Origin of the sequence: Pseudanabaena biceps PCC 7429, from assembly GCF_000332215.1 — a bacterium.
GTDB classification, from domain to species: Bacteria; Cyanobacteriota; Cyanobacteriia; order Pseudanabaenales; family Pseudanabaenaceae; genus Pseudanabaena; species Pseudanabaena biceps.
Window position 1 is genome coordinate 1 of sequence record NZ_ALWB01000021.1, and the last position, 26071, is coordinate 26071.

The 26071-nt window shown below is 41.6% G+C and carries 24 protein-coding genes and 1 pseudogene; 9 read left to right on the forward strand and 16 right to left on the reverse strand.

Features of this window, described 5'->3' with window-relative positions:
* Positions 1–258, reverse strand: a 258-nt coding sequence (locus PSE7429_RS27045) for an IS1/IS1595 family N-terminal zinc-binding domain-containing protein (protein WP_040687241.1), incomplete at its 3' end; no start/stop codon positions are given.
* 115 nt (positions 259–373) lie between these two features.
* On the opposite strand from PSE7429_RS27045, the gene PSE7429_RS04095 reads away from it, so the two are divergent.
* Positions 374–907, forward strand: a complete 534-nt coding sequence (locus tag PSE7429_RS04095; RefSeq protein WP_009625797.1) for a TIR domain-containing protein — start codon at positions 374–376, stop codon at positions 905–907.
* 75 nt (positions 908–982) lie between these two features.
* Here PSE7429_RS04095 and PSE7429_RS04100 read toward each other — a convergent pair whose 3' ends face one another.
* Positions 983–1432: a DUF29 domain-containing protein gene (locus tag PSE7429_RS04100; protein WP_009625798.1), complete on the reverse strand. Its 450-nt coding sequence runs from the start codon at positions 1430–1432 to the stop codon at positions 983–985.
* A gap of 139 nt (positions 1433–1571) precedes the next feature.
* On the opposite strand from PSE7429_RS04100, the gene PSE7429_RS04105 reads away from it, so the two are divergent.
* From PSE7429_RS04105 to PSE7429_RS04110, 3 genes and pseudogenes are all read left to right on the forward strand, one after another.
* Complete coding sequence (locus PSE7429_RS04105) at positions 1572–1838, forward strand: type II toxin-antitoxin system Phd/YefM family antitoxin (RefSeq protein WP_009625799.1); 267 nt, start codon at positions 1572–1574, stop codon at positions 1836–1838.
* A 37-nt stretch (positions 1839–1875) separates the two neighbouring features.
* Positions 1876–2079 (forward strand): annotated as a pseudogene (locus PSE7429_RS27050) (Txe/YoeB family addiction module toxin); the annotation flags it as partial.
* Positions 2080–2192: 113 nt separating this feature from the next.
* Positions 2193–2669 carry a Uma2 family endonuclease gene (locus tag PSE7429_RS04110; protein ID WP_009625800.1) on the forward strand — a complete coding sequence of 159 codons (477 nt, stop codon included), beginning with the start codon at positions 2193–2195 and terminating at the stop codon, positions 2667–2669.
* 58 nt (positions 2670–2727) lie between these two features.
* Here PSE7429_RS04110 and PSE7429_RS04115 read toward each other — a convergent pair whose 3' ends face one another.
* The 7 genes from PSE7429_RS04115 to PSE7429_RS04145 form a co-directional block, all read right to left on the reverse strand.
* Positions 2728–3183 carry a DUF29 domain-containing protein gene (locus PSE7429_RS04115; RefSeq protein WP_009625801.1) on the reverse strand — a complete coding sequence of 152 codons (456 nt, stop codon included), beginning with the start codon at positions 3181–3183 and terminating at the stop codon, positions 2728–2730.
* Positions 3184–3382: 199 nt separating this feature from the next.
* Positions 3383–3931 carry a DUF3038 domain-containing protein gene (locus PSE7429_RS04120; protein WP_009625802.1) on the reverse strand — a complete coding sequence of 183 codons (549 nt, stop codon included), beginning with the start codon at positions 3929–3931 and terminating at the stop codon, positions 3383–3385.
* Complete coding sequence (locus tag PSE7429_RS04125) at positions 3928–5577, reverse strand: AAA family ATPase (RefSeq protein ID WP_009625803.1); 1650 nt, start codon at positions 5575–5577, stop codon at positions 3928–3930. Before PSE7429_RS04125 ends, PSE7429_RS04120 begins: the two co-directional genes overlap by 4 nt.
* Before the next feature lie 91 nt (positions 5578–5668).
* The gene (locus tag PSE7429_RS04130) at positions 5669–6472 is read right to left on the reverse strand and encodes a hypothetical protein (protein WP_009625804.1); all 804 of its coding nucleotides are present in this window, start codon (positions 6470–6472) and stop codon (positions 5669–5671) included.
* Between the two features lie 209 nt (positions 6473–6681).
* A complete protein-coding gene (locus PSE7429_RS04135) occupies positions 6682–8340 on the reverse strand; it encodes an HD family phosphohydrolase (protein WP_009625805.1) in 1659 nt (552 codons plus the stop codon).
* A gap of 63 nt (positions 8341–8403) precedes the next feature.
* Positions 8404–9216, reverse strand: coding sequence for a PIN domain-containing protein (locus tag PSE7429_RS04140; protein WP_040687234.1), 813 nt, complete (start codon positions 9214–9216; stop codon positions 8404–8406).
* A gap of 85 nt (positions 9217–9301) precedes the next feature.
* Entirely contained in the window at positions 9302–9877 is a 576-nt protein-coding gene (locus PSE7429_RS04145; protein ID WP_009625807.1) for a hypothetical protein, read from the reverse strand.
* 125 nt (positions 9878–10002) lie between these two features.
* On the opposite strand from PSE7429_RS04145, the gene ubiE reads away from it, so the two are divergent.
* From ubiE to PSE7429_RS04175, 5 genes are all read left to right on the forward strand, one after another.
* Positions 10003–10716: a bifunctional demethylmenaquinone methyltransferase/2-methoxy-6-polyprenyl-1,4-benzoquinol methylase UbiE gene (ubiE, locus tag PSE7429_RS04150; RefSeq protein ID WP_009625808.1), complete on the forward strand. Its 714-nt coding sequence runs from the start codon at positions 10003–10005 to the stop codon at positions 10714–10716.
* A gap of 471 nt (positions 10717–11187) precedes the next feature.
* Positions 11188–12444: a rod shape-determining protein RodA gene (gene rodA, locus PSE7429_RS04160; RefSeq protein ID WP_009625809.1), complete on the forward strand. Its 1257-nt coding sequence runs from the start codon at positions 11188–11190 to the stop codon at positions 12442–12444.
* Between the two features lie 314 nt (positions 12445–12758).
* Positions 12759–13703, forward strand: a complete 945-nt coding sequence (mdh, locus tag PSE7429_RS04165; protein ID WP_009625810.1) for a malate dehydrogenase — start codon at positions 12759–12761, stop codon at positions 13701–13703.
* Between the two features lie 571 nt (positions 13704–14274).
* Positions 14275–16218 carry an AAA-like domain-containing protein gene (locus PSE7429_RS04170; RefSeq protein WP_009625811.1) on the forward strand — a complete coding sequence of 648 codons (1944 nt, stop codon included), beginning with the start codon at positions 14275–14277 and terminating at the stop codon, positions 16216–16218.
* An 18-nt stretch (positions 16219–16236) separates the two neighbouring features.
* Positions 16237–19716: a WD40 domain-containing protein gene (locus tag PSE7429_RS04175; protein ID WP_158467609.1), complete on the forward strand. Its 3480-nt coding sequence runs from the start codon at positions 16237–16239 to the stop codon at positions 19714–19716.
* A gap of 137 nt (positions 19717–19853) precedes the next feature.
* Here the strand turns inward: PSE7429_RS04175 and PSE7429_RS04180 are convergent, their stop codons facing one another.
* The 7 genes from PSE7429_RS04180 to PSE7429_RS25405 form a co-directional block, all read right to left on the reverse strand.
* Entirely contained in the window at positions 19854–21572 is a 1719-nt protein-coding gene (locus PSE7429_RS04180; RefSeq protein WP_009625813.1) for a DUF1565 domain-containing protein, read from the reverse strand.
* Between the two features lie 212 nt (positions 21573–21784).
* Complete coding sequence (locus PSE7429_RS04185) at positions 21785–22645, reverse strand: carbohydrate ABC transporter permease (protein ID WP_009625814.1); 861 nt, start codon at positions 22643–22645, stop codon at positions 21785–21787.
* A gap of 63 nt (positions 22646–22708) precedes the next feature.
* The gene (blaOXA, locus tag PSE7429_RS04190) at positions 22709–23566 is read right to left on the reverse strand and encodes a class D beta-lactamase (RefSeq protein WP_009625815.1); all 858 of its coding nucleotides are present in this window, start codon (positions 23564–23566) and stop codon (positions 22709–22711) included.
* Positions 23567–23584: 18 nt separating this feature from the next.
* Entirely contained in the window at positions 23585–23899 is a 315-nt protein-coding gene (locus PSE7429_RS04195) for a cupin domain-containing protein (RefSeq protein ID WP_009625816.1), read from the reverse strand.
* 283 nt (positions 23900–24182) lie between these two features.
* On the reverse strand, positions 24183–25088 hold the full coding sequence (locus tag PSE7429_RS04200) for a carbohydrate ABC transporter permease (protein WP_009625817.1): 906 nt from the start codon (positions 25086–25088) through the stop codon (positions 24183–24185).
* Positions 25089–25300: 212 nt separating this feature from the next.
* Entirely contained in the window at positions 25301–25534 is a 234-nt protein-coding gene (locus PSE7429_RS04205; protein ID WP_052017645.1) for a hypothetical protein, read from the reverse strand.
* On the reverse strand, positions 25527–25814 hold the full coding sequence (locus tag PSE7429_RS25405) for a hypothetical protein (protein ID WP_009625819.1): 288 nt from the start codon (positions 25812–25814) through the stop codon (positions 25527–25529). The genes PSE7429_RS04205 and PSE7429_RS25405 overlap by 8 nt, the downstream gene beginning before the upstream one ends.
* Between the last annotated feature and the right edge of the window lie 257 nt (positions 25815–26071).

The following is a 26071-nucleotide window of genomic DNA, read 5'->3' on the forward strand; positions in this document are numbered from 1 at the left end:
CTGCAACCATTTCTCTGAGACCTTGAGGACTCTAGCTATTCCAGCTAGTGGGATTTTTCTTAGCAGTAGTCTCTCTAAAAGGTCATAAGTGTCTTGGATACGCTCTGAAACTCTCTGCCACTGTGGATTTTCTACAAATTGACGACCACAGTCCCGACATTTATAATTTTGTTTGCCATGCCGAGTACTACCGTTTTTAACCACTGATACGGACTGGCAGGATGGACATGATGGACTTGATGGACTTGACTCTGACATTGCTTTAATCTGTAACAACCATCTAGATATTTTCCCTCATCCTTTCCTTTTTAGGACTACCCTTCAGCACAATTATCATTATCATTGTAATTATTGCAGCAACAGGAGGAAAATAATGTCAAGACGAGTATTCTTCAGCTTTCACTATCAACGAGATGTTTGGCGCATAAATCAGATTAGAAGTATTCCTAACATTACAGGCTGTGCAGCAGCTGGATTTCGAGATGCCTCACTTTGGGAAGATGCTAAAAAAAAGGGTGATGCCAACATTAAAAGAATGATTGACAATGCACTCTACAACACTAGCGTCACTGTTGTTTTCATTGGAAATCAAACTGCGAATAGAAAATATGTCAACTATGAGATTGAACAGTCTATTGCGCGTGGGAATGGAGTGGTTGGAATACAAATTCACCATTTATCAAATCATTATGGACAAAGCGATCAACCAGGTGCTACCCCAAAACTGATTCTAGAGCATGGCTTTAAGGTCTATAAGTACTTTAACTATAAAATGTTGGCTGATAGAATTGAAGAAGCTGCGGAGATTGCAAAAGCTAGGAAGATTAAGAAGAATTTGCGTAGTTTGGGCTTATTAAGCCAAAAACTTCCTCTTACAGCTAGAGCTATGTACAGACGAAATGATTAATCTTGTTTATCAAAGTTTTGGGGTTTTAGGCGATCGCAATTTGTAGAGATTGAGTTGGGGGCGATCGCCTTTATCCTAACTCCAGAAATTACCATTTAACAAAGTATCGATATCACGATCAAACTGCCAAAGATCAGGAAAGTCATATTGTGGATAATCTTCTCGAACTTCCTTAATCACATCTTGCCAAATCTTATCAAAAATTTCAGGTAAATAGTTTTTGAGACTAGGAGACTTTTCTAAACGTCTTCTAATTTGCTTGCGTTGTTCTCTAATTGTTCTTTCCCAACCATTGTAGTCATTAGGTAGAGGAACATATAATCGCTTCAAAATATGAGATAGCAATACATCCAAGCGGCTCTCTAGCTCATCCCGATAAGAACGCCCCAAATCCTCAATCTCCTCTATTAAATTTTCAAAGTCTATATGATCAAAGTCTCTAGCTTTTAACTTAGCTATAGTCTCCTGAGTCCAAAGAAGGTAGTCAGATTCATATAAGAATTTTCTTGTAATTGTCTGAGTCATTAGTTTGTAACTCCCTTAATAAATCCAACATTAACATTATCGTGCATAACATCTAGTATAGCGATCGCATTTTGATGGGTTGTGTTTTAGGCGATCCAAGTTAGAATGCTATAAGTACCTGTAATAGGACTATAAAATCATGTCAACACAACAAGTCACCTTTCAAGAATGCAACACCCAATTTGCACAGATCTTTGAACGAGTATTAAAAAATCACGAAGTCATTTCAGTATATAAAGAACCTGAGCAGGGCATTGTCATGCTGGACGCAAAAGAATATAGCAGCCTAGTCGAAACATTGTACTTACTAAGCAACCCAGTCAATCGCGATCGCTTATATCAAGGCATCTTGCAACATCAACAAGGTCAAGTAAGAGAAATAGATGTTAAAGCTTACTTGGACTGAAAATGCTTTAAAGGACTTAGATTAGTGGCAACAGAACGACATCAAGATGCTGAAAAAGATTATCCAAATCTGTCTTGAAATTTGCAAAAATCCTACAACAGGACTGGGAAAGCCAGAACCTTTAAAATTTGAACTACAGGGTTACTGGTCTAGACGCATCAACTAAGAACATCGCATTATTTATGCTTTTGATGAAAACCAAGTCACCATTACACAGTGCCGATTTCATTATCATAAATAGTTAGAGGAAATGGCGATCGCAGGTTGTTGAGATTGAGTTGGAGGCGATTGCTATCTCATCTAAAATATTGTCAGATAAGTTATGATCATTCTAATTGCTCTAGGTAATTGATTATGAAATGGGAAGAAGTTTGTGAGAATAAACAGCTACAAGATTTACCCTTCAAAATTGAGTTAAACAAGTGGGGGCAAATCGTCATGAGTCCAGTCAAAATCAAACATTCTTTTCATCAAGGAAGAATCCAACGTCTATTAGAGTCTTTAATTAGCAATGGAGAAGTCATGCCAGAATGCGCGATCGACACAACAGATGGTGTTAAAGTTGCTGATGTGGTGTGGTGTTCGGAAGCAAGATTTGACAAAATCCAAGATGAAGTATCAGCATCCATTGCACCAGAAATTTGTATAGAGGTTAAATCTATTGGCAATACTTTGGGTGAAATGGAATTCAAGAAGAAATTGTATTTTGAAGCCCAAGCTCTTGAAGTATGGTTATGCAATGAAGAAGGTCAAATGAGATTTTATAACGAGCAAAGGGAGTTAGAGCAATCCTTGCTAGTCCCTGATTTTCCAAAGCAAATTAAAAGGTAATTTTAAAAGGTAATTTGAGGCGATCGCAATTTGTAGAGATTGAGTTGGGGGCGATCGCTTAGTCCCAAAAATCAATATTGACAATAGAGTCAGTATCTTTCTCAAACTCCCATTCGTTAGGGAAAGTAAAACCTTTTGACTGATATTCTTTGCGAGTATGCTTTAAAGCAAATCGCCAAGCATCACTAAAATGTCTATCCCAATAGCTTTTGAGACTGGGATAGTTATTAAGTAATACCTCAATCTGTAAGCGCTGCTCTCGGATAGTATTTTCCCAGCCATTAAAACAGTCAGGCATATTTACATACATCCGTTTGAGCAAATGAGCCAATAAAGTCGCAAGACGACTTTCTAACTCCTTTCTTTGCGATCGCCCCAAGTCCTCAATTTCCTCTATCAAATTTTCAAGGTCGAGATTCTCAAAATCTCTGTTTTTTAACTTAGCTATAGTTTCCTGAATCCAAAGTAGGTAATCAGATTCATATAAGGGTTTTCTTGCAACTATCTGAGTCATTGATTTGTAACTCCTTTAATAAATCCAACACTAGCATTATCCTGCATAAGATAATTATAGCGATCGCTTTTACAGCAATTATCGATCAAACGAACCACAAGAAGATTTTTGAAAGCTTTGCAAAGCAAAGCTTTCAAAAATCTTCTTGGTTTGGGTTTGAGTGCAAAGCGCTTTTAATCCAGCGTCCATAAACTATTTCCTATTGACTGCGTTCTAACAATGCTACCCAGAGACGACGGGAACCAATTTGAGAACTATAAAATAGCAAATCGATTAACAATTTTAAGGCTAGTCGCTGAATCGCATCGGGTTTAGCCTGTTCTTCTTCTGCCATGCGTTCTTGATACAGACTATTAAAGCGATCTAGATAATCACCGAGAATCGGTTCGCGGTAGGGAGGGTGTTTGAGTGCAGTACATTTCTCTAATTGAGCGACCGCATTACGAATAGCAAACTGCTGCTGCGCCGCCAAGGTACAGCTGATTAAAGTCATTGCCCTTGCCTCATCAACATCTAGTTTCTTTCGTCCCTTCCCCTTGCGTAAGGGACTAGCCTGCCGTAACCGCCATAGAGTAATGCGATCGCTTAAAATCTCCTCCAAACCTAACTTTTCCGCAACTGCCAGCATTTCATCGGAGCCAATCCCCGTTAGGGCTTCCAAGGACATTAGCACCAAATCCAGATGCGCTTTAATTGCCTGTAACTGAGGCAATTCTGGATCGTCAAAAGAAGGTGCAGGTTGGTTCATGAGTCAGAACTGGATTTAATTTGCGGTAAAGGAGGCAAGGGCAAAGGGCGATGTTTGCCTCTTGAGTTCTCAGCAAGAGCTTTTGGTAAATTGTCAAGCAAGGTAATATCGCCTAATTTACTGCTTAACTTATCGCTTGCTAGATCGATCGCTTCACCACGAGAAGCACTCCTTGCCCTGCCTTGAGTTGCCCAAGCCTGCATGAAACTAATCTGTTCTCTCGCCGTACTTGCTAGGGGATAGGTTTCCTTGATAGCGCCTAAAATATCCTCTGTACTAACATCTCTCTGTTCGTGAAAAGCGCGATACATCCCTTCAACGATCGCCTGTTCTATTTCTGCACCGCTAAATTCCTTAGAGATAGCAGCCATGCGCTCGATATCGAAACTAGGTAACTCGGTCGGACGAAAACGTTTTAAGTGGAGTAAAAAGATTTCTTTCCGTTCTTCATAGGTAGGCAAATTAATAAAGAAGAGTTCGTCAAACCTTCCCTTTCGCAATAACTCAGGGGGTAAGGCATGAATGTTATTTGCCGTTGCCACCACAAATACTGGGCTAGACTTCTCTTGCATCCAAGTTAATAGGGTTCCTAAGACCCGTTGACTGGTTCCCGAATCGCCCACACTATTAGCAATTCCCCCAAAGGCTTTGTCAATTTCGTCAATCCAGAGAATGCAAGGTGCGAGGGCTTCGGCAAGCTGGATCGTCTGGCGTGTGCGGCTCTCCGACTGTCCCACTAAGCTGCCAAATAGGCGACCAACATCCAATCGTAAGAGGGGCAATCGCCAAAGATTGGCGATCGCTTTAGCACAGAGACTTTTTCCTGTTCCCTGAATCCCCAACAATAAAACTCCTCTGGGATTGGGTAAGCCAAACGCTCTCGCTTCATCGGAAAAAGCCTGCTGTCGTTGCATTAACCAAAGTTTGAAATTGTCTAACCCCCCAATGCTATCTAAGGTCTCATTGGGAGTAAAGAACTCTAAGAACTCCGTTTGTCTGATGCGTTTTTGTTTCTCAACTAAAACGCGATCAATATCCGATTCGTTCACAAAATGCTTTTGGACGATTGACTTAGAGAGCGTATGACAGATGCGATCGCGGGTCATGCCCATACAAGCTTTAATCAACTGTTCGAGACTATTACCCTCCATTCGCAACTGTTCGGGGGGAATCATCTGCTCAATAATATGACGGATTTCCGTCGTTTCGGGTAATGGGAAATAAAGAACCGCTATCTGTTCTTCGAGTTCCGAAGGCATCTCTAATAATGGGCTCAACAGAATTAGGGTTTTACGCGAATTCCGAAAACTGCGATAAAGATTGCGAAGTTGACGTACCAAAATTTCATCTAGTCTTGGCGAAGCCAAACGTCGATGTAAATCTCGAAATACATAAATAGTTGCCGTTTGGCGATCGCTATTCTCCACCACTTGGAGAGCTTGCAGTAAATTATTTTTACCTTCCTGATTATGCTCGAACCCACGCACAAGATCGTAATAAAGCATCTGACGGGGCGGTCCACATTCCTGCGCGACCTGAGCGATCGCCTTTTCCGCACGCTCTTCCTCCCATGTCACGACATAAATAATCGGACATTTTGCGCGGATCAATAGACTAAGTTCTTCTTTAAAATTGAGAGATTTCATGCAGGGATGCCTTGGATTTCTAAAAACTCGCTGGGTGACATTGGCAAGCGGTTTTTCACAGATAATTTGACAAATAATTTCACAAATAATTTTAGAAGAAATCGTCGTTTGCTAACTGTCGATTTGGAGTTGGCAGCGATCTTAAATAGCTGAGAAATTGTAGTAGCTCGTCGTTACTTAATTGCTGCCGCGACTTTTTATCAAAAGTCCGTACTAAATAATCGCGCCCTTGGGCTTTTGTCCAGTTTAGACGCTCCATCTCCACATCGATTTTAGAGATCGGATCGGATAGATCGATTGGTTCGGGCGCGATCTGGGGTGCTGAAGCCTTGATCATCGTAGGATTATTCGTAGGATGAGACGAACGAGATGTTGTTACGGTTTCGCTAGGAGTTTCGTTAGGTGACGATAGGGCAGGTGCTGGTTCGCTCGACGCATAGTAGACATGCTCTTCGGGGATATATTCGCTTGTCCCATAGTTACTTGATGCATAGTTTAAAGTAGGTTCTGCTTGAATGGTTTGCATCGTATGGCTTAACTGGGGATTAGCATTACGCTCGGAAAGGTTCGCAGCACTGCCTAGAGCATTAAAATTAGCTGATGGCAGAGAATTGACCGTTGCAGGATCCCGCGAAACTTGGGTGAGCATGGGCGATCCATAATTGCCATAGTTATTATCAAATCCATTGTCAAAGGCAAGTCCCGCGATCGTCAGAGCCCGTTTAATGGCTCGATCCTCTGCTATTTCAAGATCGCTATCGACAGCCGTAGCAGTGCCCATAACTGCATCTCCTTCCGAGACGATCGCCCTAAAAGCATGGAGCCCGTCGATTTTGGGGAGCATCTCAGTTTGAATGCGACCTTGAGGATATTGAGAGCGAAACTGGGCAAACATAAATAAGTACGAAATCAATGTGGTTTAAGTAATTGGGGCAGGATCGAGGGTGTTTCACAAACCTAGATAACTTATTGAAGGGTTATGTTTAGTAAAGCCTTAAAAGGATATCGGCATTGGCGATCGCGTGCAACATATCTCCAACCTCAGCTCTAAAAATTCTCTTAGTCTATTAGGTATGGGTGGCGTTTCACGCCGCCCATACCTACCTATTTAGTACCAACATTCGCTAAGGTTACCCTATACCCAGGAATCTTATCCTCATCGACTTCATCGATCTGATCGGGATCGAGGTACTCATTGGCATAGCGTAAATACACTTTCTCGCTGACAAATAGATCGAACAGATCGGGGTCGATATGATTTTCCAACTTCATCTTACCGAGAATTTGGAGGCATTCAGTTAAAGTTTTACCCTGTTTATAGGGGCGATCTTTAGCGCTGAGGGCTTCAAAAATATCAGCAATTCCCATCATCCTTGCAGGCAGAGACATTTGCTCGCGCGTTAAGCCTCGCGGATAGCCTTTCCCATCCATTCTCTCATGGTGACCGCCAGCATATTCTGGTACGCGACGAAGATTGCGAGGATAGGGTAATTGTTCGAGCATTTCGATCGTAACCACAATATGATCATTGATAATTTTGCGCTCTTCGGCAGTAAGGGTTCCCCTAGAAATATTGAGGTTGTATAGTTCGTTATCAGTCAAGAAATTAGTTTCGACACCCATCGGATCGATCCATCGATAGGTCGCAATGATTTGCAGCCTTTCTTTATATTCATTACTCATGAATTCGCCACCAACATTACAAATGCGAAGAAAATCTTGGTCGCTAGAATATTGAGCGAGTTTTTGCTTAAAAGTCTCTTCTAGGGCAGGAATAATGCTGAGATTGCCTGACTCGATCGCCGCAATTTTTTGATTAAGAAAACTAATTTCGGCATCGCGTTTGAGGACTTCAAAGCGAGTATTAATTAAGTGAATGCGATCAAATATTGTTTCGAGTTTAGTTGCTTTATCGATTACATGTACTGGCGTAGTTACTTTACCGCAGTCATGGAGCAGCCCTGCAATTTTTAGCTCGTATCTTTCCTCATCATCCAAACGGAAATTTTTGAAAATGCCATAATCTGCCTTACAGGCAGCATCGGCAATCATCATGGTCAAGGTGGGGACGCGACGGCAGTGAGCGCCGTTGTAAGGCGATTTTTTGTCGATCGCCTCAGACATGAGATTAATAAACGATTCAAATAACTCGCGAAATTGACCGATTAGTTTGTTATTGGTTAAGGCGATCGCGGCTTGGGATGCTAAGGATTCGCCAATGCGCTGGGCAATCTTAGAAAATTCAATAATTTGACGATCATCTCCCTTAGCGTTAATCAACTGCAAAACGCCAATCAATTCATTTTCATGATTGAGCATTGGCAAGGTCAAAAACGACTGCGATCGATAGCCCGTCTTGGTATCAAAAGCTCTAGTCCCCGCAAAGTCGAAACCCTTGGCAGTATAGGCATCAGGAATATTAATCGTTTTTTTGTACAAAGCGGCATGGGCTGCCACCATCGTGTTATTGGGATTACCATCCGCGTCGTAGAGAGGCAAGGGATCGAAAGGAATCGGCTCTCCGAGTTGTGCGCCCATCATGATACCAAGAGAATCATTCATGATGATTTCAAATTGAAGATGCCGTTTGTCCTCCGTGGCTAGATATAGCGTTCCACCATCGGCGTTTAAGATAGCCTTTGCCCCTTTTAAGATCATTTCTAGCAACTTGGGCGTATTTTTTTCGGTCGAGAGTGCTATACCGATCTCATTTAACTTTTCGATTAGTTCAAAGGATTCCGTTTTTGTTTCGCCCATATCCATTAGTTTGCATCTCTATTTATCAACAGCGTCTTGGTTTGGAAATATCATGAGGGAATTAATTTATTAACTTTTCTTGGGTTGATTCGGTTGAATAAATATTTTTGGTAGCGGAGGCAACCCAGTTTTTTCCCAGAACTGTTGAAATTGTTGAGGTTGAGCTAGCTTCCATCCAAACAATAAAATCGTAGCTAAAAATGTTGTTGCTAGACCAAATTTTATAAAATTGATTGCATTAAAGCCTTTGAAATTAGAGCTTGTGCGAGGGCTGGACTGTGGACTTGTATCTTGATGGTCTACACCTAGATAGGCAGATTTTGAGGTTTCATTGGGTGAATTAGTGGGTTGGTGAGAGGATTGAACGGATGTTTGCTCTAATTGTTCCTGTAGCTGTTTGATGACGAGTTGCACAATTGGTGGTTCTCGATCAGTTCTAGACCATTGTCTGGCAACCGCTGAAGGAATAGCGCAGAGATTTTTAAACTCTAGCTTGGCAATGCGATCGCGTAAGGATATTTCATCAGAAATTAAAACTACACATTGTTGCGGATGAGCATTAGCAACTCCAGCGGCACTTCGAGCAACGTTCATCATCAATTTTGCCTTACGACTAAGATTTTGGGTAGCCCTAATCGCTAAATCGCTACGGTCAGAAGTTAAGGGGGTAGTTTCCCAGTTGAGTTTTGGGAGTAATTTTTGAAATTGTTTAGCGGCTGATTCGTTACCTTCAGTTTTGCCACTGGCGATATTTCTAATTTCTACTGCTACAACCTCTGGCAAAAGACATTCGCCCAATTTGGCGATCGACTGCCAAGTATTAGGATCGGTTTGGGTAATGATACTTGTTTCCACAAGCAATAGATAAGAAATGTTGTACATAGGCAAAACACGGGTTTTATTTTTAGATAGCGTCATCTATCTAAACAATTGAGTAAAATAAAATGAATAAAATCAAAACCTAAGCTTATTTGAGCAGACGAGAACCTTGCCAATTACCGAAATTATTTGTACTACCCCCAATCCCATAGCTACCGTAAAATTCTTTACAACCCTCACCAAAAACTATAATTCCTTTGCCCTGTTGCTTCGGCTGTTGATTGGGCGTTTCCTGCCAATCAAAGGAAAGAACATTGTTGTTCAGCCTACCAGTTAATTCACCGCTAATTTTACCGCGTTCAAAATTTGTATATTCATATTTTCCTGAAACGAGGTTCTCTGCCTCTGACTGCAAGGTTACTTTGCCAAAGGGCGTTTGCCAATCTCCACCGATCTTAGATTTACAGATGAGGTTGCTATCTGGAGTTGCTTCGGGTGCAGTCAGATACTGCAATCCAAACATTGCGACCATAATCACTCCGCCGACTCCTAAAGCTACAAAAAACCAAGCCGCTGAAACTTCCCATTCAAAGGTTTTGGCAGGGAGGCTGGTTTCCTCTGAGTTTTGCTCTGGGGTGGTTTCGCTTGCCGATGACGATAGAGATTCCTCTGCGGGAGGTAAAGGCTGTGGCTGCTTGCTTTTACTAAACCAAAGTTTTTGCATAGTTAGGGCAATGGTTGTGTTGCCAATATCTAGTATTACATTGTTGCATGATGATAAAACTCGTGCCGATCGATCCGCTCAGCGATTATGCTTAGCAATGGTGTAAGTAGCTTTTAGGTAACTCCATGTCTCAACCTTCGGAAACTGATATCCAGCAGATTTTCGATCGCATTGCCCCATTGTACGATCGCTTTAACGATCTTCTGAGCTTAGGACAGCATCGCGTTTGGAAAAAGATGGCTCTGCGCTGGTGCGAACCGCGACAGGGGGAAAAATGGCTCGATCTTTGCTGTGGTTCTGGGGACATGACGACCTTGCTAGCTCAACTAGTTGCGCCAAGGGGGCAGGCGATCGGCGTAGATTTTTCTAAACAACTATTAGCGATCGCCGCCGATAAAGCTAATAACTACGCGCCCAAAATTCAAAAATGTCTCACATGGCAAGAAGGGAATGTTTTGGAGCTCCCCTTTAGCGATAATACCTTTGACGGAGCCACCCTCGCCTATGGGTTACGAAATGTGACAAATATTCCTCAATGTTTAGCCGAATTGCACCGCGTTCTCAAACAGGGAGCAAAAGCAGCCATCTTAGACTTTCATCGCCCTAGCGATCGCCTAATGCAAAGTTTTCAAGATTTTTACTTGGAGCGAGTGGTCGTACCCATGGCTGACCGATTTGCGATGACCGAGGAATATGCCTATATTGCCCCAAGTTTAGCGAGGTTTCCCATCGGTACTGAGCAGGTAAAATTAGCCAAAGCCGCAGGATTTATGCAGGCAACCCACTATGCGATCGCCAATGGCATGATGGGAGTATTAGTTTTGCAGAAAAAGCTTTAGTAATTTTAAGGATGGGCGGCGCGAAGCGCCGCCCATCCTTAAAATTACTAAAATTCGATCAATTTGTATTTTTTTGCGGTTTACAGTCTATAGATTTATTTGCTTGGTTACAATTGATGAAGTACATACTGCCCAATAAACGAGCATATACTCTGGTTTTGATTTTTAACCCTGCCGAACTACTTAAGTAAGTGGGCTTAATTAAATATAAAACCCTAAAACCTGCGGCGCAAGCTGCGCGTACACCGCAGGTTTTAGCAATGGATTTTAATTGTGCTGAGGTACTTATTTAAATGCCAATTTACAGCGCTTTGCGCTCAAACCCAAACAAGAAGATTTTTGAAAGCTTTGCGAAGCAAAGCTTTCAAAAATCTTCTCGTGGTTCGTTTGATCGATAATTGCTGTAAGTACCAATTTTAAGTACCAATTTTAAATGCCAAGTCAAACTTCAATGCTGAATTATCTGAATTTATGGTCGTAAAAGTTTTAGAACTGCCAAGTTGGGAAAATATTAAACGGGAATGGCGTGATGCTGATGTATTACTGCTGGTTTTTCCGATTTTATTGACGATTCTAGGTGGTGTTGCCATTTTTAGCTCGGACTATAGCGCTAGACGTACTGAATGGTGGCAGCATTGGGCGACTGGTTTAGTAGGATTGACCGCGATGTTTTCGATCGCGCGATTTCACTATGATCGCCTGTTGCGCTTACATTGGGTTACCTACGCCATTACCAATATTTCCTTGATTTTGGTATTAGCGATCGGGACGACCGCGTTAGGTGCAGAGCGGTGGATTACGATCGGCGGCTTTAACATTCAGCCTTCGGAATTTGCGAAGGTGGGCATCATTATTTCTTTAGCGGCAGTGATGCACGATCGCCCAATTCACAGTCCCATCGATGCCTTTAAAGTCGCTTGGGTAACATTGCCCCCTTGGATTTTGATCTTTTTACAACCAAATTTAGGTACAGCTCTGGTATTTGCGGCAATTACCATTGGAATGCTCTATTGGGCGGGGGCGAGTCTAGGCTGGCTGGTATTGATATTTTCCCCAATTGTTTCGGCGGTCTTGTTTTCGCTTTATTTACCTGTTTGGATTGTCTGGGTGATCTTGATGGGGGTGGCGGCATGGATCTCTCTACCTTGGTTTCGCATTGCTAGCACGATCATAGCTGTGGTTGTTAATTTAGTGGCGGGGCAAGCTGGGGCGATCCTGTGGAATGTCTTGCATGATTACCAAAAAAAGCGTTTACTTCTTTTTGTCGATCCCAATCAAGATCCCCTTGGCGCTGGTTACCACGTCATTCAGTCAAAAATTGCGATCGGTGCAGGGAAATTGCTCGGTCAGGGTTGGTTGAAGGGTACGCAAACCCAATTAAATTTTATTCCCGAACAACATACAGATTTTATATTTTCCGCAATCGGTGAAGAGTTTGGCTTTATTGGCTGTATCTGTGTGTTGCTATTGTTCGTTGGTATTTGCTGGCGTTTGCTGGTAATTGCGGTAAATGCAAGGGATAATTTCGGTTCATTGTTGGCGATCGGTGTATTTTCCTTTGTGCTATTTCAAACCTTTGTAAATATTGGCATGAATATTAATGTCGCCCCTGTAACGGGTATTCCCCTGCCTTGGCTCAGTTATGGGCGATCGGCATTACTCGCTAATTTTATGGCGATCGGTTTGGTGGAGTCGGTTGCCGCCCATAAGCGGACAATCAAGTTTTAGGTAATAAGTTCGCTTTTCGCTCATTTTTTTGCTCATTTTTTCGCTCATTGAGGACTGCTATAGCAATATAGAAATGCGAGCTTTACATTGGCAATAAAACTCAAAAGGTGAGTGGCTATGCTTTGCATAGCCACTCACCTTTTGAGTTTTGATTTGTTCTATACCAATTCCCAAAAGAGAGTTGATTTTGTTTGGCGGTAGCTATAATTTTAAATAAGCTCAGAAAGGCTTAATTTTGCCTACAACAAATTTAAAACTGCTGTGGTTATACTATTAAAGCTAATTTAAGTGCTTCTTGAGCAGTTTTTATAATTATGCCGACACAAGTTGAAGATTATCGATCGCCTAAGGTCACCGTTGTTGGTGCAGGTAATGTTGGCGGCATGTTAGCTCAGCGCATTGCTAAGCAAAATTTGGCAGATGTGGTGTTATACGATATCGTTCAAGGCAAACCCCAAGGTATTGCCCTCGATCTATTACAAGCCCATACAATTTCCGATCTTGATCGCCAAATTATTGGTACTAATGACTATAGCGATACCAAAGATTCCGACATCATCGTAGTCACTGCGGGCTTACCACGCAAAGATGGAATGAGCCGCAATGATTTATTGAGGATTAATGCTTCGATCGTCAAAGATGTAGTGCAATCGACGATCTCTCTATCCCCGAACGCGATTTTACTGATAGTTACTAATCCGCTAGATGTAATGACCTACCTAGCATGGCAAGTAAGCGGATTACCACCTCAGCGGGTAATTGGTATGGCCGGAGTTCTAGATGCTGCGAGATTCCAAACCTTTATTGCGATGGAACTAAAAATTTCCAGTGCTGATATCTATACTACTGTTTTAGGTGGTCATGGCGATTTGATGCTTCCTTTACCACGTCTATCAACGGTAAATGGCGTGCCAATTACAGAACTACTATCTCAGGAGGCGATCACTAGACTAGTGGAGAGAACGCGTAATGGCGGTGCTGAAATCGTGCAGTTACTGCAAAATGGCAGTGCTTATTTCGCTCCATCGGCGGCAGTCAATGTCATGGTGGAATCGATCATTAGTGATCGGCATCGGGTTTTGCCTGCCGCAGCTTATCTGACAGGCGAATATGGCTTAAGGGATATATTTATGGGTGTTCCCGTGCAATTAGGGCGACAAGGTGCGGAAAAAATCGTCGAGCTAAAGCTTTTAGATGAAGAACTTGCTGCACTCCACGCGTCAGCAGCATCCATCCAAGCAAATATTAATCTATTGTGAGATGAATATCCTGCTTGCCCCCTCACCAGTGAATATTTAATGGTAATTATTTTTGCTAAGTAGTTCAGCATAATTAAAAACCAAAAAACTGTGGTGCAAGATGCCCTTGCGCCATAGTTTTTCCATCTGGATTTTAATTATGCCCAGAGCTACCTATGAATTTTTTAATACTTATTCTTCTGATATATTTCTTCGGATATATCAATCTTGAATGATCGATTCTAAATGTTTATGGAATTGCATCGCTAAGGGATGTACCTTCATAAACCCAAAATCATTTTTAGATTTTGGATTGCTATAGAAAGGATGAATGGAGATAAAGAAATTATGTTTAACTGGCTAGGTGCAATTAAATATAAAGCCCTAAAGCCTGTGATGTAAGTGCAGAAAATACCACAAGCTTTGACTCTTTATAACTCAAATACCATAACTCAAATATAAAGATATAAACTTTTTGATAAAGCGACAAAAAATAACTTATATGTTAAATCCCTAAAGAATTTTCCGAGCATTAATTGTCACTGTATTATAAAAAAGATGTTACTTAAAACTGTAATCTATTTAGAACACCATGACCAATGCTGAAGCAGTCCTTGCAGGCAGATATCAAATTATAAAGCCACTTGGTGGTGGTGGTTTTGGCTGTACCTATTTAGCAAGAGATTTACAGTTACCTAACAAGCCTGCCTGCGTAGTTAAACAACTCAAGGTTCAATTACATAATCCTCAAGAAATAGCGATCGCTAAACGATTATTTGAAAGTGAAGCCAAAACTTTAAATGATTTAGGTAGTCACGATCAGATTCCTCGATTATTTGCACATTTTGAGCAAAATGGTGAATTTTATCTAGTACAGGAGTTTATTGAAGGACAAACATTAGATCGGGAGATTAGTGGTGGTCGCAGGTGGAGTCAAAAGGAATTAGTTTCCTCTTTATGGGATATTTTGCAAGTCTTGGCTTTTGTGCATAGTTCACAGGTGATTCATCGCGATATTAAGCCCGCCAATTTAATTCGCCGCAAGCGCGATCGCAAAATTGTCTTAATTGATTTTGGCGCGGTCAAAGCCTTATCAAAAGAATCTCCGAATTTTTTAAATGAAGCAAATAAAGAGACAAGAACGGTGGTAGTCGGTTCGTTGGTATATATGCCCAACGAGCAATTAGCTGGGCAACCTAAATTTTGTAGTGATATTTATGCTTTGGGAATTATGTGCTTGCAGGCTTTTACTGGGCTTGCATTTAAAGAGCTTCCCAAAGAAGAACAGACCAATGAGTACAACTGTGCGAAAGCAGTCGCTAAGGTGAATCTGCAAATTAATCGAGGATTAGCAGCAATTATTGACAAAATGATGCGCTACGATTATCGCCAACGTTATAAGGATGCTGGAGAAGTACTGCAAGCCTTAGAAAGATTACTCAATATTACCAATACTACTAATACTGCGACGACACTCACAGCGACTTCTACCCCTAAGCCCCCTGCTTCACTATCACCATTTCAGTTGGAAGAGCCTGAAGGACAAATAGAAGTAGGTTCTCCATTCTATATTCAACGTCCACCCATAGAGAAGGACTGTTGTGAAACAATGCTCAGGGCAGGTTCGCTCATTCGCATTAAAGCACCACGCCAAATGGGCAAGTCATCTCTCCTCTCACGGACGCTTGCCTTCGCTAAATATAAGGGATATCAAGTCGCGCACCTATATTTTCAACAAGCCGATAGCGATGTGTTTAGCGATCTAGACCTGTTTTTGCAATGGTTTTGTGCGAGCATCGCTGCCGAACTCGATCTAGAGGATAATTTGGATCAACAATGGCAGGGGGTTTTAGGAAGTAAAAACAAATGTACGAAGTATTTTCAGCGTTATTTACTGACTGCGAAGGAGCCTCCCTTAGTTCTAGGTTTGGACGAAGTTGATTTAGTTTTTCAATATCCTAAAATTGCGACTGACTTTTTTGGGCTTTTGAGAGCTTGGCATGAGAAAGCAAAGAATGAGGAGATTTGGAAAAAACTGCGATTGGTGATCGTTCACTCTAAAGATGTTTATATCCCTCTCAATATTAATCAGTCACCGTTTAATGTTGGTTTACCGATCGATTTGCCTGAGTTGACATTGGCTCAGATTGCCGAGCTCGTCCAGCGCCATCAACTCTCTTGGCAATCCGTTCAGGTCGAGCAATTAATGCACCTTACAGGTGGACATCCCTATCTCGTAAGGCAGGCTCTCTATCAAATTAGTCGGGGGCGGATCGATTGGGAAAGTTTGTTACGAGTAGCAGCGACGGAAGAGGGGATTTATGGCGATCACCTTCGCCGTCAATTCGGTAACTTAAGGGAAGATCCCGAACTACTGCAAGCTTACAAAGATTTAGTCTCGATTTCAGTTCCTCTTCAGTTAGATAGCCAAGTGGCTTTTAAATTGAGAAGTATTGGCTTAGTGAAGTTTGTTGGTAATCAAGTAATTCCCATGTGCGATCTTTATTACCAATATTTTCGAGAAGTTTTTCGGTAATAGAGAAGAATAATGCTCGTGACAAAAGCAACAACGACGAATTATCTATACCAAGTTGGGGGAAGTTTATCTATTGATGCCCCAACCTACGTAGCGCGGCAGGCAGATAACGATCTGTATGAAAGTTTGAAGGCAGGAGAATTCTGCTATGTTCTCAACTCTCGGCAGATGGGTAAATCGAGTCTGAGAGTTCGGACGATGAAGCGTTTGCAGGAGGAAAATTTTACCTGTGCGGCGATCGATATTACTGCGATTGGTACGTCCGACATTACTCCAGAACAGTGGTATGCGGGATTAATTGATAGCATTATCAGTAGCTTGAATTTATATGATTCCTTTAATTTAGAAGAATGGTGGGAGCAAAATCATTTACTTTCGCCAGTCCAACGCTTTGGCAAGTTTCTAGATGAAGGTTTGCTAAAAAAAATCTCTTCGCCCGTAATTCTTTTTGTGGATGAAATTGATAGTATCCTCAGTTTGAATTTTCGGGTTGATGATTTCTTTGCGCTCATTCGGGAATTATTTAATCGTCGAGCCGATCGCATTGCCTACAATCGCTTAACCTTTGCCCTTTTTGGCGTTGCTACGCCTGCCGATCTGATTCGCGATAAACAACGGACTCCTTTTAACATCGGACGGGCGATCGAGTTAAGAGGATTTCAGCTAAAGGAAGCGACTCCTTTAATGCGAGGATTATTATCGAAATCACAAAATCCTGTTGCGGTCATCAAAGCCATACTCGCCTATACAGGAGGACAACCCTTTCTCACTCAAAAACTTTGTCAGTTAATCTTGCTCTCCAAGGATTCCGTTCCCTTAAATCACGAACTCGTTTGGGTTAACAATCTGGTGCGATCGCGCCTCGTCGAAAATTGGGAAATACAAGACCAGCCTGAACATTTTAAGACCATTCGCGATCGCATTCTTTGGAGTAGTGAAAATCGTCAGGGTAAATTACTGGGTTTATATCAACAAATTTTAAGTTCAGAACCGTCATTACACAAACTTGAATGCGGCATTGTTGCCGATGATAGTCCCGAACAAACCGAATTACGGATTACGGGATTAGTAGTCAAACGAGAGGGGAAACTGCGGGTTTATAACCCAGTCTATGCAGCGATTTTTAATCAAAATTGGGTAAATCAAGCCTTAGCAAATTTACGTCCCTATGGAGAAGCCTTTAAGGCTTGGATGGATTCTAATTACCAAGATGAATCGCGCTTATTACGGGGACAAGCTTTGCAGGATGCCCTGATCTGGTCAGCGGATAAGAATCTGAGTAACTATGATTACCAATTCTTTTCGGCTAGCCAAGAACTCGAAAAAAGAGAAGTAGAAACTGCCCTCCTTGCTCAAGCTGAGGCTAATCAAATTCTCTCTGCTGCAAAGCGAAGACTAGAACAAACCTTAAAAGCGGAACAGGATGCGAAACTCCGTTTAGTGGAAATGCAACAAAGACTACAAGCCAGTCTAATGGAAGCAGAAGTTGTGCTCAAAAGTGCCTCTGCCAAAGCGACATTTATTCTCAATCAGCAATTTGAGGCGCTATTGGAGTCGATGGAAGCAGGCAAACAATTGCAAGCTTTAGAAACTTCTACAGGAGAAAAAGCAAGTTTGCGAATGCATGGACTAACGGCTCTCCATCAAGCAGTTTACAATGTATGTGAATACAATCATTTTGCAGGACATCTCGATACGGTCACCTGTATTGCGATCCAACCCAATGACACTCTAATCGCATCGGGTAGTAGCGATCGCACGATCAAAATATGGGATCAAAAGGGGAACTTACTACAAACTCTCATGGGGCATACAAACTGGATTACCAGCCTCAGCTTTAGCCGTACTGGCCAACATCTAGTTTCCGCCAGTCGTGATGGAACCATTAGGCTGTGGAAGATGAGTCGCCTGACTAAGATGTTTATAGATCAGCCAATCCAAGTGCTTAAAGATCATCAAGCACCAGTTTTAGCGGTGAAATTTAGTCCCACGGATTCCATTTTCGCCTCCTGCGGTGAAGATACAAAAATTCGACTTTGGCGCGATGATGGTACTCCCTTTAACACCTTCGCAGGTCACCACAAATGGGTAACCTGTCTTTGCTTTAGTCCAGATGGCGAACGGCTCGTTAGTGGGAGCGCCGATCGGACGATAATTATCTGGAATATTAATGGCACTCCGATTAAAACCTTTAAAGCCCACGATAGCTTTATCGAAGATATTGATATATCTCCATCGGGACGTGTCATTGCCTCGGCAAGTCGCGGACGCGACGTTAAACTTTGGAATATGGAAGGGAATTTAATCGCATTTCTAGAGGGGCATACAGATAAGGTTTTGGGAGTGCATTTTCATCCCAATGGTCAATCTCTAGCCTCAGTCAGTAGCGATCGCACGATTAAAATTTGGGACTTCAAAGGGGAATTGCTCAAAACTCTCCAAGGGCATAAAGGTGGAGTCCATAGTATTACCTTCAACTCCAATGGCAGTACAATGCTTACGGGTAGCCAAGATACGACCCTCAAGCTGTGGCGATTGCATGGTAATTCTCTGTCATATATGGATGGACATACGGACGAAATAAATTGCGTAGCTTTTAGTAGTGATGGTCGCTTTTTTACTACAGCTAGTAGCGATAGTACCATCAAGATTTGGTTTGCCCATGCCAAAATGATTGCCTCTTTAGAAGGACATAAAGAGAGCGTTAATAGTGTTTGTTTTAGTCCAGACAACCGTTTTTTACTGTCCGTCGGAAGCGATCGCGCAATCAAAATTTGGAATGGGAAAGGAAACTTATTAAAAAGTATCTATAACGAACACGAATCATCAATCTATAGTATCGCCTATCGTGGTGATGGCGAGATCTTTGCCTCTGCTAGTGCTGACTGCACGGTTAAGTTATGGAATAAAGAAGGAGAATGGGTACATACTTTAAGCGGACATGCTAATGCCGTATATCAAGTTTGTTTCAGCGCTGATGGGAATATGTTGGCAACGGCAAGCCAAGATAAAACCGTTAAACTCTGGCATTGGGATGGAACTCTATTAAATACTTTGAGCGGACATACGGGCGAGGTCTACAGTGTTTGCTTTAGCCCTGACAGCCAGATCGTGGCTAGTGGTAGTAAGGATGGCAGTATTAAGTTATGGAGCCTTGATGGGAAATTATTGAGAACCTTAAACGAGCATAATGCTGAAGTAAGGAGTGTTTGCTTCAGTCCCGATGGGAATGCTCTAGCTTCGGGCGGGAACGATCGCACAGTCAGGATCTGGAGTCTGGATGGGAAAGAGCTTCTAACGCTGCAAGGGCATCATGCACCAGTAAAGAGGGTTTGTTTTAGTCCTAGCGGCGACACTCTCTTGTCAGCTAGTACCAATGGTCGAGCTATTCTTTGGGATTTCTCATTACCCCATCTGATGGAGCTAGGAAACAACTGGATTAAAGACTATTTGGAAACCCATGAGCCTCCTAATTTAAGCTCGCAATGTGAAAGATAGCCAAGTAATACCAAAGCTGAAAATGGCTACGCCATTTTCAGCTTTGGTATAAAGCCCAAAGGATAAGTGGCGGCGCTCCGCGCCGCTACTTATCTTTTGGGCTTGGTTTTGAGCGCTTTGCGCTCTATGAAATATTTCTATGGATTAATAGTTTCAATTCTTGCGGATAATCCCTGTTGGGCGAGGCGTGAAACTTGTACCTCCGCAATGCGGCGATCGCTATAGGCTCCGATCTGAACCACTAGATAACCGTTAAGACGAGAGGCAAAGGAATTAGGGACAATCTGGCGCACTTGCGCAACCGCATTGGGGGAAGAGACAGGAACAACTACTCGATAGCGTGGTGGTGTTTGGGGGGTGAGACTTGTGTTCGCGAGGGGTGCAATTTGGATGGGTTGATTTACAGGTTCTCCACTGGGAGGAAAAGATCGGACAGGACGCAAACTCGAAGTAATTTCTGTGTTCGTTGGTATGGGGGAATCCAATCCCCTAGGGGAGATCCTGATGATAACGGAAGTAACGGGCTCATACCAGAAGGGATTATTAGCTTGATTGGCTTGATTTCCTTGAGTATTGACAAAATTAAAGCTATTGTTCGGATTAGAAGCGATCGGTCTAACCAATGCTGGTGGATTATCCAGATTAGATGCAAGGTTCCTGGGCTGACTGGCGGAAATCTCTTGTTCTAGTTTGAGGTTGGCAAAGCGATCGCTTTTAGGATTGCTGGGAATGGTGCTTGCGCTTGCAGCATTTGCTAAAGAACTATTCACAAAATTATTCACAAATAAATTAGATGGCGGACGCACATTTAATAATTGCAAATTCCCTTTCACTCTTTTAATGTCTAATTGATTGCCGATTACGACAACCGCATTACGGCTGACATTTTGCAGATCGAGTGTACCATTTCCCTGCAAAGTATTATTGCCATCATCGTTAGCCTTGCCCAAATCTGGCTTTGCCAGATCGGAAATTGTTAAGCCATAATTGCGATTATTAATGATCGCATTGCCTCGCAAAACTGGTTTTGCATTGGCTTGAATTAATATGCCATTCTGATTTTGCGTGAAAGTATTTTCGGTGATTTGTGGAGTTGCATCTTGACGGATACTCATCCCGAACGTAGTTTGTTGAAAGAGATTGCTACGAATATCAGGGCTTGCTTCCCCCTCGATCGCTAAGCCGCTAGTTCCATTCCGAAAGAATTGATTGAAGGAGACGATCGCCGCCGATTTTCCCGTAATTAACGCTCCATCTTGCTGGTTGCCAAGAAAAGTACTATTGGAAACCGTGGGACTGGCATTTTCAATCCAGATTCCATAACCTCTAGAATTGGGGTTAGTTACGGTTACGCCGCGTAGTTCTGAGCGATCGCCTAAAGCGATCGCCACATTTTGCGGAAAGCCCGATCCCGTTAAAAGCGTTCCTCCCCCTAAAATTGTAATCCCTTTCCCCTTAATGGTTTCATCTCCTCGCAAAGTTAAAGCTGAAGGCAGGCGAATGGGAAACTGCTCACCTGTGGTACTACTATAGGTTCCATTAGTTAGTTGTATGATCTGTTCGGACTGGGCGCGACTGAGGGCATAGGTAATAGTCTTAAATGGTGATGTATTACTGCCGCGATCGGGGCGATCAATTCCCGTTAGTGGATTTACATAGATAATATTTTGGTTAGTATTTTGGTTAGTATTTTGGTTAATATTTTGTTTGGCATCCTTTGACGTTTGAGACGATTGCGTTTGTGCGGCAAGAGGCAATGCGATCATTAGGCAAGGAGACAGAATCGCAATTGGTATTAAATTGGTGAGATTTTGCAAGATAAGGGCTTTAAATGTCTTACGGATAATTATTTTCATGTGCGGATTGCTTCCCTTAAATGCTGAATTTATTGAACGGGATATGGAGCAAGGCTATTTAAAATATTAAATGAAATATTAAATGAAATATTAAATCTAGATTAAATTTAAAATCCATATCTTACGCATCATAAACTACCCTAAGTACAGACTAATGACAAGTACAAAAGGTAAGGCGGCGCTTTGCGCCGCCTTACCTTTTGTACAGAGCTTTACCCCTTAACGCCGATGCTCGCTTCGGTAGGAATGATGTAGCGTTGGAGAAAGACAAACACGATCGCTACAGGCACCATAGAAATCGCGGAACCTGCGGCGATTAAACGCCAATCCTCAGAAAAAGCACTGGCAAGACTGGCGATTCCGCGTGGTAAAGTATATAGCTCGGCTTTATCCACGATCGCTAATGGCCATAAAAAATCGCCCCACATTGCCACAAAAGTAAACACGGCTAGGGTAGTTAATGCAGGATATGCCGCAGGCAACATAATGTGCCACCAAATCCCTAAACTCGAACAACCATCCATCCTTGCTGCTTCTTCCATTTCTTTGGGTACGCTTTGAAAGGCTTGACGCAATAAAAAGATTCCAAAAGCCGAAATTACGTAGGGAAAAATTAAACCCGCATAGGTGTTTTTTAGATTTAGCTGTACTGCCAAGATATATAGGGGGATCATCGTAATTTGAAAGGGGATCATGGTTGTTCCCACGATCGCCCAAAAAATGGGATCCCTTCCTTTAAATTCCAGTCTCGCCAGAGGGAATGCGGCAAGGGAGCAGAATAGAAGATTAAGCACGACGGTGATGCTGGAAACAAAAAAACTATTCCAAAGATAAAGATCGAATCGAGAGTTTTGCCAGACCTTGATAAAATTTCCCAACGTGGGCTGAGAAGGCAATAGCTGCGGTACAGATTGGAAAATGTTCTCTGTGGGCGACTTAAAGGCAGTACTCACGAGCCAGAGTAAGGGAAATACCGTTACAGTGGCGATCGCGATTAAAAGCATAAATTGAGGAATATTTTTCAGGATATTAAATGATGATTTCTGGGATGATTTTTGGCTTTTTTTGTTCATAATTAATAAAAATATCTTAAAATATTCTTTCTAGAAAAGAGCCGTGCTTTGCGCAGCTCTTTTCTAGTCAACGAGTTGTAAATCTCTCAAGGTATCAAATAAAATCTTTTTGCGAATGGAGATCATGTCAAACTTTGGATCTTGATTTGTCATATTCAAAGCATAGAAATAGACATTATTATCTCTTTCTACATAACCGACATACCAACCAATATTTTGCAATCCATCAACATTACTGCCCCAGCCAGTCTTACCTCGAAGGGTGTAATTTTCTTGACGCTCGATAACCATGATGTCCTTAACTGTATTGATTACCGCAGGAGAGAAGGGTAAATCGCCTTTGTATAGTTTGACTAAAAACTTAATCTGCTCCTCAGGCGAAATCCTTAGTTTACCTTTCAACCAAAAAGTATCAATTTTATCTTCTATATTTTGATTACCGTAGCCAGCAGCTTCAATATACTTCGCCATCCTTTCCTTGCCAGCGCGCCGCGCTAAGTCTTGATAAAACCAAACTACCGATCGCTTAAAAGCAGTTCGCATGGTTTGGTCTTGATTCCAATCGGGAAAGGATTGATTGCTAACTCCATTCCAAGGAATTACGGTATTTTCATCAGCGATCGCCTTGGTCTCAAGGGCAACCAGTGAATTAAAAATTTTAAAGGTTGAGGCAGGAATATATCGCTTTTGACAGTGGATCGAGTTGTAGCGAATATAGCGATCGCGTTTTAGGTCGTATAAAACAAAACAACCCTCAGATTTTGCTTCCTGTAAGTTTTGAGCTAAATGACGCGAAAATTGGGATTGAAAGTCTAGATTTGTTTTGGGGATGCTGGGGAGCCGATCTTGAGAGAATGCTGACGGAGCGATCGCCAAAGAAATACACAATAGAAATAATAGAGAATAAATAGTTTCAAACATGGGTTTCAGACATGGGTTTCAAACATTAGTAATATTGTCGAAATCGACAATTTGCCTTTGCTGGTGACTCCGAAAATTACGTTTTTGTTTCTTTGGATATTCAGATATATCAAAATCTAATCTTTCGCCACCCATCAAATAAACCAAGTCCTCTGCAAAGGGATTCCGCATTCCATGCGGCAAAGATGGGGCAGTAAAATTGGCGTTGAGAAAATGGAGCTTTGTAACCTCTGGTAAATTGGCAATATCACTCGCTGTTAGTAAATGTGGAACTTTGCGATCGCTCGGCTTATTATTACTTGGATTATTACTTGGTATATGATCACTTGGCATGATTTCTGTTTTCCAGTTGTTTTCTAGTTGTTTTCTAATATTTTCTAATATTTTCTAATACCAAGTTAAGAAATGGCTACGCCATTTCTTAACTTGAAAACCCTTACTAGATTTAGCTTTTAATTCACAAAAGTGTTGTCCCACTTTCGTGCATTGGTATAAATCAATATGGGTAGAGTCTCTAAGTAAGTGGGCTTAATTAAATATAAAACCCTAAAACCTACGGCGCACGCTGCTCGTGCGCCGCAGGTTTTAGATCTGAATTTTAATTATGCTGAGTTACTTAGGTAATTACCTTAGCGGGATTAATAAATTTAAAGGTTAGAATTGAAATAATAAAGATGATTAGAAATAAAAACACTCCGATCGCCGATGCATATCCCATTTCCAAGCTGGTAAAACCTTTGTCATATAAATAGTAAACAACGGTTTTCGTACTATTAGCAGGACCACCTTGAGACATGATATAGACTTCTTCAAAGACTTTCATTGCCCCAATCGCAGAAATTACTGCCACTAAAATAATATATGGTTTCATTAGCGGAATGGTAATATCCCAATGCTTTTGCCAACCGTCAGATCCATCAATTGCTGCCGCCTCATACAAGTCGGCGGGGATTGCCTGCAATCCCGCAAGATAAATTACCATATAGTAGCCAACACCTCGCCATACAACTACGGCGATAATGGCAAAGATAGCGGTTTTAGGATCGGTAAGCCAAGGAATTGTTACAGATTGAAATGAGATCGCCGAAAGAAAATAGTTTAAGATTCCATTCTGGGCGTAAACCCACTTCCAAGCAATTCCTGCCACAACTACAGAAACAATAACTGGGAAGTAATAAATTGCCCTAAAAAAATTAATACTACGTAATTTTTGATTGACTAATATTGCTAAGAATAGAGGTAAAACAACTAGGCTGGGAACTGCAAATATTAAGTAGGTGAGAGTGTTACCTAGGGTTTTCCAGAAGGTTTGATCTTTGAAAAGGTTTATATAGTTGCGCCACCCCGTAAAGGTTGGGCTACCGACAAAATCATAATCAGTAAAACTCAGATATATTGCTTGTAATACTGGTAAAAATGAGGTTAGACCAAGAAAAGCGATCGCTGGTAATAGAAATAAGTAGGGAGTCCAAGAAAATTTCTTACCTAGTTTTTGCCGTTTTAGTTTTACATTGGGCTGCATAAAAGATCTCAAAGCTTAACAACAAGCAAATTTAATTAGATTCAAAGTTTACATTCTTGACTAATTCTAAAGGTATTTCTAGCAATTCCACAATTTCATCTTCAGTCAAGCCGACACTGGTCAGCTAATTTGGGATAGGTTCTGAAACGCCCATTTCATGCCAATAAAAAAGACGCAAATACGTCGATCACGATTTAGCGAACCAGTACCAATCAGCCTATATCCCCCACTTTTACCTTTCTGAATATCACTATTTTTGATGCGAACTTTAAAACTGTATAGCCAGTATTTTGAACCTGATCGCCGACTAAATCACCACATTGAAGTTGATCTAAAACTGGTTGAATATCTGATTTGATACGTCTATAGCGCTTTGCCAAATCTCGAACTTGACGCTTAAAAATATCTGTAAACTGAATCCTCAATTTAGAATCATCACTAGACATCAATTCCATCCCAAAGCTCAGAAATATCGTGAACTCTTCCAGCTTTAACATCCTCTAAAGACTGGCGAAGATCTTGCAAGATTTTTTCTTTAGGATCATCATAATCTTCTATTAATTCACCAACATTTGTTGGTGATTCTAATTGTACTGATGAATGCTTTGCTTTAATAAACAAAAGAAAGTCTAAAACTTCGCTTAAGAGAGGATCTGAAGTCTGAGCAATTTCTTGGATTAAAGCCTGTCTAACATTTATTTGTGTAGAAGTATCTGTAGCTAACATGGCTTAACCTCAGTTCTAGTCATAAAATTACATAACATAAAGCTAACATACCTAGAAATACAGATTTATTTAAAAATTCGGCGTAGTTCTGCTGATAATTCAGTTAAATCCTGCTGCTGTACTAAGTCATTCTAGTGGAGCAGGTATCTCGACTCTGTAGCCATGATGCTTTAAATACTCCCAACTAGATTCAATATCAATTTCTTCACCTTCTTCAACTACGGCGATCCATTTAGATTCATCGTCCTCTTAGACTC